13 protein-coding genes are annotated in these 12,412 nt (G+C 42.3%); 10 read left to right on the top strand and 3 right to left on the bottom strand.

Going from position 1 to position 12,412, the window contains the following annotated elements:
* The first annotated feature begins 31 nt into the window (after positions 1-31).
* The 6 genes from A7968_RS11510 to A7968_RS11485 all read left to right on the top strand — a co-directional run bounded on the left by A7968_RS11510 (position 32) and on the right by A7968_RS11485 (position 4,203).
* The gene (locus tag A7968_RS11510) at positions 32-622 is read left to right on the top strand and encodes a biliverdin-producing heme oxygenase (protein WP_064666726.1); all 591 of its coding nucleotides are present in this window, start codon (positions 32-34) and stop codon (positions 620-622) included.
* Positions 619-1,008 carry a YbaN family protein gene (locus A7968_RS11505; RefSeq protein ID WP_064666725.1) on the top strand — a complete coding sequence of 130 codons (390 nt, stop codon included), beginning with the start codon at positions 619-621 and terminating at the stop codon, positions 1,006-1,008. Before A7968_RS11510 ends, A7968_RS11505 begins: the two co-directional genes overlap by 4 nt.
* Positions 1,009-1,089: 81 nt before the next feature.
* On the top strand, positions 1,090-1,722 hold the full coding sequence (locus A7968_RS11500) for a PepSY-associated TM helix domain-containing protein (RefSeq protein WP_064666872.1): 633 nt from the start codon (positions 1,090-1,092) through the stop codon (positions 1,720-1,722).
* Positions 1,722-2,225, top strand: a complete 504-nt coding sequence (locus A7968_RS11495) for a DUF2271 domain-containing protein (protein ID WP_064666724.1) — start codon at positions 1,722-1,724, stop codon at positions 2,223-2,225. Before A7968_RS11500 ends, A7968_RS11495 begins: the two co-directional genes overlap by 1 nt.
* Positions 2,226-2,271: 46 nt before the next feature.
* The gene (locus A7968_RS11490) at positions 2,272-3,114 is read left to right on the top strand and encodes a DUF4198 domain-containing protein (RefSeq protein ID WP_064666723.1); all 843 of its coding nucleotides are present in this window, start codon (positions 2,272-2,274) and stop codon (positions 3,112-3,114) included.
* Between the two features lie 198 nt (positions 3,115-3,312).
* Positions 3,313-4,203 (top strand): DUF4097 family beta strand repeat-containing protein, encoded by an 891-nt coding sequence (locus A7968_RS11485; RefSeq protein ID WP_064666722.1) that lies wholly within the window; start codon positions 3,313-3,315, stop codon positions 4,201-4,203.
* Here A7968_RS11485 and A7968_RS11480 read toward each other — a convergent pair whose 3' ends face one another.
* Positions 4,204-4,749 (bottom strand): hypothetical protein, encoded by a 546-nt coding sequence (locus A7968_RS11480; protein ID WP_064666721.1) that lies wholly within the window; start codon positions 4,747-4,749, stop codon positions 4,204-4,206.
* Between the two features lie 138 nt (positions 4,750-4,887).
* Between A7968_RS11480 and A7968_RS11475 the strand changes: the two genes are divergently transcribed.
* The 4 genes from A7968_RS11475 (at position 4,888) to A7968_RS11460 (ending at position 9,005) form a co-directional block, all read left to right on the top strand.
* Positions 4,888-5,310 (top strand): DoxX family protein, encoded by a 423-nt coding sequence (locus A7968_RS11475; RefSeq protein ID WP_064666720.1) that lies wholly within the window; start codon positions 4,888-4,890, stop codon positions 5,308-5,310.
* A 69-nt stretch (positions 5,311-5,379) separates the two neighbouring features.
* A complete protein-coding gene (locus tag A7968_RS11470; protein ID WP_064666719.1) occupies positions 5,380-6,231 on the top strand; it encodes a pirin family protein in 852 nt (283 codons plus the stop codon).
* Positions 6,232-6,280: 49 nt separating this feature from the next.
* Positions 6,281-8,134: a monovalent cation:proton antiporter-2 (CPA2) family protein gene (locus A7968_RS11465; RefSeq protein WP_064666718.1), complete on the top strand. Its 1,854-nt coding sequence runs from the start codon at positions 6,281-6,283 to the stop codon at positions 8,132-8,134.
* Positions 8,127-9,005, top strand: a complete 879-nt coding sequence (locus A7968_RS11460) for a LysR family transcriptional regulator (RefSeq protein ID WP_064666717.1) — start codon at positions 8,127-8,129, stop codon at positions 9,003-9,005. The genes A7968_RS11465 and A7968_RS11460 overlap by 8 nt, the downstream gene beginning before the upstream one ends.
* A 55-nt stretch (positions 9,006-9,060) precedes the next feature.
* Here A7968_RS11460 and A7968_RS11455 read toward each other — a convergent pair whose 3' ends face one another.
* Positions 9,061-11,031 (bottom strand): alkyl/aryl-sulfatase, encoded by a 1,971-nt coding sequence (locus A7968_RS11455; RefSeq protein ID WP_064666716.1) that lies wholly within the window; start codon positions 11,029-11,031, stop codon positions 9,061-9,063.
* Positions 11,032-11,048: 17 nt separating this feature from the next.
* Positions 11,049-12,407, bottom strand: coding sequence for a DUF1329 domain-containing protein (locus A7968_RS11450; RefSeq protein ID WP_064666715.1), 1,359 nt, complete (start codon positions 12,405-12,407; stop codon positions 11,049-11,051).
* Between the last annotated feature and the right edge of the window lie 5 nt (positions 12,408-12,412).

The raw sequence follows: 12,412 nt of genomic DNA, 5'->3' as shown, positions 1-12,412 counted from the left end.
TAAAACCGTCAAATACCGTTAAGGAAAAAACATGACAGCAGCAGTAAGCGCCCCATCTCGGGCATTAAAACTTCGTCAAGGCACTGCCGATTTACACGACAATATCGACAAAAGCATTATGGCAAAAGACCCATTTGCTAACGTAGATAACTATGTACAATTTTTATCACTGCAATATTATTTCCTAAAAGATGTAGCCGCATTGTATGAACATAGTGAATTAAGCAAACACATAGATGACTTAGTATCTCGTCGTCGCTTAGGTTTATTAGAGCAAGACTTTGCTGATTTAAAGCAGCCACTGCCAAGCAGCTCTCTAACTCCACTGATTGACAACAATACCGACTTAGCCACCGCACTGGGCTGGCTATATGTTGTTGAAGGTTCAAAAGTAGGAGCCGCTATGTTAGGAAAACAAGTGCAAGCTCGTCTACACTATACTGGTGAGTTTGCTGCGCGCTATTTAGCAGGCCCAGGTGCTGGACGTGGCAGTGCATGGCGTCATTTAGTACAATTGATTGACACAATTGAACTTACACAAGCTCAAGAGCAAGCACTGATCGACGGTGCTCGCCAAGCATTTAGCCGTTTTCAACTTTATCAGGCACAAGTCTATTCATGAATTTAAAGGTAACTTTAGTCACGTATAAAAATGTTGGATACCAACTGTTAGGGCTCGCCTTGGTTGGGCTGGGTATTATTGGCATTGTGTTACCAGTAATGCCCACCACTATTTTTTTCATTTTGGCATTAGCCTGCTTTACTCGCTCATCACCAAAACTCGCGGCTTGGTTACTTAATCACCCTCGCTATGGCGCAACCTTGCGCCATTGGCAAGAGCATAAAGTAGTACCGGTAAAAGCAAAATGGTTCGCAGGTACGGGAATGTTATTTGGCTTTATATTATTGCTGCTTTCTTCACCAGCTTGGTGGGTGTTAGTAATGGTAGCCAGCATAGAAATAGCCGTGATGATTTATTTACTCTCTCGCCCTTCAAAACTCATATAAATGTAAAGTTCGTAAATAAAGTTGTTATAGATAATGCAAATGATTACCATATGGCAATCATTGCAAGCAACCACATTATTTATGCCGTTAATAAATAAACGAACTTTATACAGCACCAGCCGTGCGTTACATATTTACCTATCAACAGCATTACTGTTTTTACTGATCCTATTTTGTGTCAGCGGCATTGTTCTTAACCATGTAGATTGGCTTGAAGGCGATAAAAGTGACGGCCAGCTAACCGTGCAACTACCTGCCGAGCTAGTCGTCCAAGCTAAAGCCAACTTAGACACCTTACCCACATTATATCCGCAAATAGAAGCTTACTTAGCGACTGAACATGGTTTAACTAAAGTAAAAAGCATTGATTGGGAAAAGGAAGACGCCTTAGTCATGCTCGACTACCCACTGCCAGCAGGCTTTGCGTTTGCTGAACTTGATTTTATCAGTGGTGAGCTAAACCTTGAGTACCAAACAGGGGGCTTATTAAGCTTAATTGGTGACTTGCATAAAGGTCGTCATACCGGCGAAGCATGGAGTTGGGTAATTGATATATCAGCCGTGTTAATGATTTTGTTTGCTATCACCGGAATGATTATTTTATTTCAAAATAGAAAAAAACGCCTAGTAGGAATATGGCTAACAGTGCTTGGGGTCGCGACACCGGCAGTCATTTATCTCTGCTGGGTCCCGCAACTTAAAGGAGTATCTTAATGCTAAAACTTAATACCCTAATTGGTGCTGTTGTTTTATTTACAGCTGCTTTGTTTCAACCTCATGCGAATGCCGCAGAGCTTGAAATTGAACTTACCCTACCAGATTTAGATGTACAACCTTATCACCGCCCCTATGTCGCCGTGTGGCTAGAAACCCCCGAGCGTAAACACGTTACCACAGTGGCATTATGGGTTGAAAAGGCTGAATGGTTTAAAGACTTGCGTCAATGGTGGCGAAAAGCCGGAAAAAGTGACGCTAATTTTGATGGTGTAACCGGCGCCACCAAGCGCCCAGGTACTTACACCATTAACTGGAATGGCACTGACTTAGCAGGCAAAACCGTAGCTGCAGGCAAGTATTTACTTAATTTAGAAGTCGTTCGCGAAGAAGGTGGCCGTGATTACACCCGTGTAGAACTTGATCTAAATAAAGACGGTAAAATGACCATCGAAGGTACAAACGAGTTTTCACAAAGCTTCGTCACTATCAAAACCAAATAACTAGCAAGTAAAACAAAGCTGCAGATTATTTAAATAAGGAAAGATTATGAAAATCAATTTACTTAAAAGCGCGTTTATCGGCGCACTTACTTTCACAGCCCTTGCATCTAGCTATGCCAACGCACACGCACGCTGGTTAGTGCCTTCGCACACCTCTCTTTCAGGTGACAAAGCCCATTATGTGATGATCGATGCTAGTATTTCTAATGAAATTTTTGCGCCAGACAAAGCATACCGCCCAGAGCAAAAAGGCGCAGAATATGATGATAACCTGATCATGGCAATCGGCCCTGATGGCAAGCCTGTTACTGACACCATTCGTGCTTATTACCTACAACGTAAAAATTCTGCGGCAGTTAAGTTAAGCGGCGAAGGTACTTATCATATATCAATGAGCCAAGAGCCGCGTCTAATGACTTTTTATAAAGATGCTAAAGGCGAACGTGGCCGTGTGTTTGGCCCTAAAAACAGTAAAGATATCCCAGCTGGCGCAACCGATATTAAAACCACAAAATCGATTGCCACTGTAGACACCTTTGTAAGCCGCAATGGCACCTCAAAACCAGCGTTACTTGGTCAAGGCTTAGAAATAAGCGGCCCAACGCACCCTAATGATTTATTTGTTGGTGAACAGGCGCGTTTTCAGTTATTAAAAGACGGTAAACCTGCAGCAAACGTAGAACTTGCCATCTTAAAAGGTGATACACGTTATCGTAACGAACGTGGCGAAGTTAAAGTAACCACAGATAAAGACGGGTTTTTCACTAACACATGGCAACATCCAGGTTTATACCTGATTGAAGCTAGTGTGAGTGAAGATTCATCTGAAAAAGATATCGATAGCGTACGCTATTCGTTATTTACTACCTTAGATGTGGCACCTGAATAGTTAGGTTTATAAACAAGTGGTTAGCGCCTGCTAACCACTTTTAGTTTCACTATTAATTAGCACTATACACTATTTTATAGTCAGCCCACTTCACCGACATAATAAAAATAATTATAAAACAACCACTTAACTTTTGGCTTCAATTTTGCTATTACTAGCTTATATGCAATGTCTTACTAAAAATGAGTGCACAAAAAAATGACTAATAAATCTCTTTCATTACTAACTAAATCACTGCCTATTGCCACCAGCTTACTATTGCTTAGTGGCTGTGTTGTACATATTTCAACAGCAAATGCCAATATACAACAGCAGCAACAACGCTCAATATCAGCAGCACAATTACAGCGCCTCGACATTGAAAGTGAAGCAGGATCAGTTAGAGTTATAGGCTCAAGCACTGCAACCGAAATCACTGTAGATGCGACGATTTATACTGTAAAAAGTGATGACCCTTACATCCTAACTCTTGAACAAAAAAGCGGTAAAGCAGTACTTACAGCCAAAAATAATCAGTCTTCTGGTATGCAGATATATCAAGGTAATTCACCGAGTATTGATTTAGTCGTTACAGTGCCAAGCTCATTTAGTTTAGATATTGAAGATGGCTCCGGTGATATCGATATTAATGGTGTGCAAGGCGATATAGATATTGATGACGGCTCTGGTAGTATTAATATTATTCAGGGCAATCATATTAAAATTGATGATGGCTCTGGTGATATCAACGTACAGAGTATTACTGGCAACCTCAAAATAAGCGATGGCTCTGGCAGTATTACAATTAACAATGCTGCGGGTAATCTAAAAATCGAAGATGGCTCTGGGGATATCAATTTAGTTGATATCACTGGCAGCGTTGATATCGACGATAACTCAGGAAGTATCTCAGCTAAACAACTGGGTAGTTACTTAACAATTGAAGATGACTCTGGCGATATTTTCGCAGAACATATCAACGGCTTAGTAACCATAGAAGATGGCTCTGGTAGTATTCGGGTTAATCACGCAAAAGGCTTAACCATTATTGACGATGGCTCAGGTGATTTGAGCATCGACAATATCAATGGCCCGGTAAAGCTAGATTAATTACTGATTCTTTTGTGGCCGCGCTTTGCTGTAATCTATAGTGTGGTCACAACTGCCATCATTCTCACACTCGTTTACCCCATCACCATCACTATCCCAGCTTGGGTGCATGGTTTTTACGGGTATATTGTCATCCACATGTTTCATAATGGTCAGCTTGTAGCTACTTGTTTCATTGCGCCGAGCCGCATTACGCATTAAATAAACTCGCACAATGTAATCACCATCTTTGGCAAGTTGATGCTTTACATAATGTCCTTCAATTGAGCCAATAAACACGGCTTCGTTACTACCTGCTGGTAAAATATTAAAATTATTGCTTAAGTTTGAAGGTGTAAGAGTTACATTGAGGATATCTCCTGCATCTCCGCTCACCAAATAATCGTTAAATTCATTACCGGTGATCTGCTGCTCAAATTCAACACGTTGAGTACTTGATTGCGGATCAAACACAACTTTATGCTGCTCAGCTTTAACGGGTTGCGCCATTACAGCAAGCGCAAACACGATTATCAGTATGATTTTATAAAACAACTTACTGTTCATTTTAGTCCCTTACAAAGAGCATTCTATTAAGTGGAATGATATGCGTTAAAATAACTAATATTCATCCTTTTAAAATGAACATAAACTTAATTCATCGCAGCAACATCGCATAATTAATCAACAACAGGAATTAACAGTATGAACATTTTAACCCTTATTTCAAAAAATCCAGCACTCACTAATATTAGCAGCTTACTAGCTCGTGTGGGCTTGGCTGCCTTATTTATCTTAACGAGTTTTAGCAAAATACAATATTTTGATGCCACGGCGCAGTATATGGCATCGGCAGGCTTACCTGAATTTTTGCTACCACTGGTTATCGCGTTCGAGCTAATTGGTGGTTTATTAATAGTACTGGGTTTATTAACGCAACTAACCGCCATTGCCTTTGCTGCTTTTAGCGTTGTTAGTGCCTTGCTATTTCACTTTCAACTTGATGACCAAATGCAGTTTTTAATGTTTTATAAAAATATTGCTATGGCCGGTGGTTTTTTAGCGCTAGCAAGCCTTGGGGCAGGCAAGTTCAGCATTGATCACCTATTGTTAAACCGTAAGCAATAACCTGTAGCACCTTAAGAGCACAGTAAAAACGCTGGGCTCACATTTTTGCTCAACATAAGGGATAAAATAATGGCTAAAGTTCTCAACCCGACCACCCATGATATTGGCGGCTTAGCTGTAAAGCGCGTACTGCCACACTTTGATAAAAAGATGGTTGGCCCATTTATATTTTTCGACCATATGGGACCCAATGACTTTCCGATTGGGCGAGGGATCAATGTCAGACCTCACCCACACATAGGTTTATCAACACTCACCTATTTGTTTCGCGGCAGCATCTTACACCGTGACTCACTGGGTAATAATTTAGAGATCCACCCAGGTGATGTAAATTGGATGACGGCAGGTAAAGGGATTGTTCATTCAGAGCGTGAAAGCTTTGAAGTAAGAGCGAATCCACACCATATCGATGGCTTACAATGTTGGGTCGCGCTACCAGAGAATATGACCGAAATTGAGCCTTCATTTAGTCATGTGAAAAAACAGCAACTACCGCATATTATTCACGAAGGCATTATGATGAGGTTAATTGTTGGCGAAGCCTATGGCTTAAGTTCGCCAGTAAAAACCTATTCACCGATGTTTTATATTGATGTAGTAGGCAGCGCCAATAGCCAAATAAATTCACCTAACCCACAACAAGAAACCGCTTTATATATAATTTATGGTAGCGTTACTGTGGGCCAACAAGCTTACCAAGCCGGTGACTTTATTTTATTTGATAGCCAAGATACGGCTATTCACTTTGCCACAGACGCACGGTTTATTTTGCTCGGCGGTGACAAATTTGAAAAGGTCCCTTACTTGCATTGGAATTTTGTTGCCTACAGCAAAGAGCGCTTAGAGCAAGCCAAGCAAGACTGGCAAGCCCAACGTTTCCCACTAATTCCAGGTGACGACAAAGAATTTATTCCGCTGTAATTAATAATTTAAGGCATAATAAGTTAGCCAATATTAGCAAAGGACAAGCATGTTAGAGATCGCATTAATTTATTTAGCCGCCGCAATTGTTGCGGTGCCTATCGCAAAGCGCCTTGGCTTAGGCTCTGTACTTGGCTATTTATTAGCAGGGATACTAATTGGCCCATTTATACTCGGTTTAGTGGGCGATCAAACCTCAGTAATGCACTTTGCGGAGTTTGGTGTCGTGATGATGCTGTTTTTAGTGGGGTTAGAATTACAGCCTGCACGGCTATGGAAGTTACGTCACTCGATTCTAGGACTTGGAGGCTTACAGGTAACGCTTACCGCCACGGTGATCTTTGCTGTTTGTTATTGGCTGCTGGCGATGCACTGGCAAAGCGCCTTGGCAATTGGCTTAATGCTGGCACTTTCATCAACCGCCATTGTATTGCAAAGCCTTGAAGAAAAAGGCTGGCTGAAGAATGAAGCCGGACAAAACGCCTTCTCGGTGTTGTTGTTCCAAGATATTGCGGTTATTCCCATTCTAGCTTTACTGCCATTGCTTGCATTTGAGCCACCATTAAACGCTACCAGCATGAATCACTCAGTCACCGCAGATTGGCCGGTGTGGGGCCAAGTGACCGCATCAGTTACGGTGATCGCAGCCATTATACTCGCTGGTAAATACATTTCTGCACCGTTATTTAGATACATTGCAGAAACGCGCATGCGCGAGATATTCACTGTGTTTGCGTTATTTTTAGTGGTTGCGATTGCGCTGATCATGCAAAGCGTTGGTCTATCACCTGCGCTGGGCACTTTTTTAGCCGGAGTGGTGCTGGCTGAAAGTGAATTTCGCCATGAGCTAGAGGCCGATATAGAACCTTTTAAAGGCTTGTTGCTTGGCTTATTTTTTGTGGCAGTGGGTGCATCGATTGATTTTGCCTTGTTATTTGATCAATTTGCCATAGTCGCGCTACTTGTTGTTGCGCTGATTTTAGTAAAAGCGGCCGTGCTCTATGCCTTAGCACGGATTTTTAAAATCCATCACACCCAGCAACTGCTGTTTACCTTAGCACTTGCACAAGGCGGTGAATTTGCATTTGTACTCCTCACCATGACTAATACATTGCAAATTTTAACCCCTGAACAAAGCAGTTTAACCACTTTGGTGGTGGCTATTTCCATGTTGATCGCGCCATTACTATTAATGCTTTACGACATCCTACAAAAACGTAGCAACACAACAACCAAACCAGATTTTGATCAGCCTGAGCAGATCAGCCCAGCAAAACATGTGATCATCGCCGGCTACGGTCGCTTTGGGCAAATTATAGGACGCTTATTGAGTACCCAAGGTTATGATATCAGTGTGCTTGACCACAGTCCGAGTCAAATTGATTTACTGCGCCGCTTTGGTAACACAGTGCATTATGGTGATGCCGCCCGTAAAGAGCTACTCGAAGCAGCAGGTGCAGAAACTGCGCAACTATTAGTAATTGCGATTGATAATGCCGATAAAACTTTAGAGATAGTCAAACTTGCCCGCAAACACTTTCCTCAGTTAAAAATTGTTGCCCGTGCAATCGATCGTCGCCATGCTTATCAACTACTGCAATTAGAAGTCGATGCCTTTAACCGCGAAACCGTAGATTCAGCTATCAATCTCGGGGTTGAAACGCTAGAGTTATTAGGTAATTCAACGCAAGATGCACAACGTGCTGGGCACTTATTTAGAGAGCATGACAGAGCCTCGGTGCTACAACTAGCCAAGTTATGGGGCGACGATCACAGCTATGGCGTGGCTGTGCGCCAACGTACAGAAGATCTAAAACAAGTACTCACCCAAGATAAACAGGCACGCGAATCATTAAATACATGCGATCAAGGCGATTGCGAGGACTACAATAAAGATGCTTAGAATTACTTTAGAACAATGGCGTATGTTTCGCGCTGTTGTAGAGCATGGTGGCTTTAATCAAGCTGCGCAAAAAATTCATAAAAGCCAATCAAGTATTCATAATTCGGTAGGAAAAATTGAAGCCGCGTTAGGGATTAAACTATTTACCATCGCAGGGCGTAAAACGGTGATCACCGAAGCTGGCGAAATGATGCTGCGCCGAGCCAATTACCTCTTAGATGAAGCGGCAAAAATAGAAGCAATTGGTCACACACTCAGCGAAGGAGTTGAAAGTAAATTACGTATTGCTATCGATGAAATTTTACCCAGCCAACTATTATATCAAGCACTGAGCAAAACCTCTGAGCAATACCCTTTGCTTCGCATTGAGTTACAAGAAACCGTCTTGCGTGGCGCCAATGAATTACTAGAGCAAGATTTAGTGGATATCACTATTTCAGGGTTTACTCATCAAGATGGTTTTAATGAAGAGTTATGCCATATTGAATTTATTGCTGTCGCCCATCCTGATCACCCATTACACCACCTCGATAGAGCAATTACATTAGAAGATCTAAAGTCGCACAGGCAAATTGTGGTCAGAGACTCCGCAAAAGAAAATAAACAAGATAGTGGCTGGTTAGGAGCAGAGCAACGCTGGACGGTTAGTCATTTACGCACTTCGGTCGATATTATCTGCAATGGGTTGGGTTTTGCGTGGCTACCAATTAGTGCAATTGAAGAGCAATTACAAGCCGGGCAACTAAAGCCATTGAATCTTGCTGCAAACAGTAGTCGCACGGCAAAGCTGCATCTCACCTTTAAAGACGGCGACCGTTTAGGCCCTGCTGCGCGCACCTTTATTGGCGAGCTAAGACATCTTTTGATGTAAAAAAGCCGATCATAGCGACAGTATGATCGGCCAAGGCGCTTTGCCTATGAAAGCGTTAGGGAGTAACGATATTAAACCAATACGAAAACTCAGTTGTCATTTTAAATATTGCAACAAATGCCGCTAAATCACCTTCATGCTTAATGGCACCCGAACTAATCAGCTCTTTTAATCCTTTTTGCTTCATTAGCATCAAGTTTAAGTCACTGCGTTTCATGGTAATAGTGACGTTTGCATCGTCACTATTGATCCCAGCAATATTATTCAGGTGAGAATTTTTTAACTGCAACAGAAACTGCTCGCTGGTATCTGAAAAGTTAATATTAATATCAAGCTTCTTACCCACCGCTTTTTTGCTATCAAGTAGCACGCCTAAATAGTCAAACACCAGCTCACTCGACATCGCTTTGACCATATCAGGCCCTGCTTTAGCGGTATCAATACTGGTTGCTAGCCCATGACGTAACTCGCTGGCACCGGTTAGGTATGTATTTCGCCAACCAGCACTTTCAGCCTGATAACCCATTTGCTCGAACGAATCGGCTAATAAAAGTTTAGCTTCTTTGTTATTTGGCTCTGCAAACACTAAATGGCTTAATAGCTCTGCCGACCAACGATAATCACCATCTTGGTGAGCTGATTGCGCAATCTTAATGACTTTGTCTGCACCGCCTATCGCAGCAACATAACGTTTGCCCTGCTCTGTAGGACTATGCTGATTTAAAGTAGCAGGATTCATATCAAAAAAGCCTAAATACTTATTTAATACGCCACGAACATTGTGCGATACACTGCCATGATAGCCACGGTTATACCACTGCTGTGCTAAGGATTCGGGTACTTCAAATTCATTGTGAATTTCATTAATAGTAACGCCTTGATTAGCAAGGTGTAGTGTATGATCGTGCAAATATCCATACATATCGCGCTGATTCTCCAGCACTTCTGTTAAGTATTTATTCCCCCAACGTGGCCAACTGTGAGATGCGAATAACACGTCGGCGTCTTTAGCATAACCATGGATCAATTTATTTATGTATTTACTCCACCCCAAGGCATCACGAACTTGCGCACCACGTAAGGTATATACATTGTGTAAAGTGCCAATCACATTTTCTGCAGCCCATAAGGCTTTAAACTGCGGTAAGTAGGTGTTCATTTCTGAAGGTGATTCGGTATTGGGAGTGTTTTGCATCACCATAGTAATACCGTCAATGACGATAGTTTCTTCATCTTCTTCAATCACTTTAGTTGGCGCAATTAAACCAATAAAACCATTCGATAAGCCCTTACCAATTGCAGCATCAACAAGCCCTTTTGGTCCTTTAGGTAAAACATTACCGTACTGATAAGCTGCTCTACGTGTCATTGCATTACCTGCTAACACATTTTCTTTAATTGCATGTTCCATAAAGCCACGTGGGGCAATAATTTCTACCTGTCCACTGGCAACTTGTTCATCAGTAACAACCCCCCTCACCCCACCAAAATGATCAGCATGAGCATGGCTATACACCACGGCTTTTACCGGTCGTTCACCAAGTTGTTCGTTCACCAGCTTTAATGCGGCCTTAGCAGTAGGCGCAGTGAGTAAAGTATCAAAAATAATCCAACCGGTATCACCTTGGATCACTGTCATATTCGCTAAATCATAGCCACGAACTTGGTAAATTCGATCAGCGACTTTAAATAAGCCATAGTGCATATTTAAACGCGCTTGGCGCTCCAAGCTCGGGTTAATCGTGTCGTGGTAAGCCTTATCTGCACTTAAAAAATCATACTTACCGAGCTCCCAAACAACTTTTCCTTGAGCATCTTTAATTTCCACCGATTCAGGTCGATGGATCAACCCCTGCTCAGCTAAAGCAAAGTCTTTATCATCAGCAAAAGGTAATTGCTTTTTCAGTCGCTGTTGATGAGCCTTGGTATGCGTTGAGGCATCTTTTGCTAACGCATCTTCAGCATGTGCTGAAGATGTCATTAAGCTACCTGCAATCATAAAGGTCATTAATTTTATATACTTCATTTTTACTTCCTATTCTTTTAGCGACCCAGACGACGCAGTGCAGATGATGAAAAATCACGACGGTTAGCCTCTTTACCCCAAGTCATAAAGCGTGGTTCTTCATTACTTAAGCCTGTCGCTAAATAACGGCCGGAATTTAAGTCATATAATGCTTCAACCGCCATCCAAGGCGTATTTACATCATGGAACATTAGGTTATACGCCTCTGCCATTTTCCACAGCTCACCACGACCATCATAGTGATCAATCACCGATGCGCCCCACGTATCTTCATCAATAAAGAAGGTACGTTTTGCATAAATATGGCGTTCACCCTCTTTTAGTGTTGCTTCAATTTCCCACACACGGTGTAACTCGTAACGCAGGAAGTCAGGATTCATGTGGCCTTTTTGAATGATATCGCTATATTTTGCATTCGTGTCTAGCAACTTGTATGAATTATAAGGAATATACAGCTCTTTTTTACCGATTAGTTTCCAGTCGTAACGATCTGGTGCGCCGTTATACATATCGTAATTATCTGAGGTTCTTAGACCATCAGTTCCTGCTGCTGGGCCATCATAGGCAACATTAGGAGCTCGGCGTACACGACGCTGGCCTGCGTTATAAACCCAGGCACGGCGTGCTTCTTTCACTTGATCGATGGTTTCATGCACTAACAATGCAGTCCCAGTTAAACGGGCTGGCGCAGTAATAAGCTGTAAGTAATAAAACAACACATTGTCATCTTCGCTATTGCGACCCCCTTGTAAAAACTCAGGCCACACTAGCTGATCTTGCATGGTTACTGGAACAAAACTGCCATCTTGTTGTACTGGAATAGCGGCGAATAAACGCTCAGCAGAACCACCTCGATAACGAGTAATGTGATTCCAAATAACTTCTAAGGCATTTTCTGGCACCGGAAACGGAATAGTGGTATCAAAATTAGTTACCCCATTGCCGCCTTTTAACAGCTCAGCTTGGGTCGCATTCTTTTTGATCACCCCATATAAATCATCTGGGTATGCTGCTGTACGGCGGGTCTGATAAACAGGCATTGTGTACTCTGGGTATTTAGCAAACATAGCCAGTTGGCCTGGGCTTAAGTTTGCCTTATACGTCGCTAAATTCGCATTAGAAATGGTAAACAACGGTTTATCATCGGCAAAAGGGTTAGCTGGACGGCCATCATCGGCACTTTTTGCCGTATTAGTTGAATTTAAGCCACCATCCCACGCAGGGATTGTGCCTGCTGTATTACCTGCTTTTACTGCGCCGATAGGAGTAAGCGAGTCACCTAATTGAGCCGCCTGCTCAGCAGTGACTTTAGCATTGCTATAAGTTGTAACGAGGGCGAGCGAAATCGCGCTAACTGTAGTAATAAATTTATTCATCTTGC

The organism is Pseudoalteromonas prydzensis, from assembly GCF_001661495.1.
Taxonomy (GTDB): Bacteria; Pseudomonadota; Gammaproteobacteria; order Enterobacterales; family Alteromonadaceae; genus Pseudoalteromonas; species Pseudoalteromonas prydzensis.
This window is presented reverse-complemented; position numbering and strand designations above follow the sequence as displayed.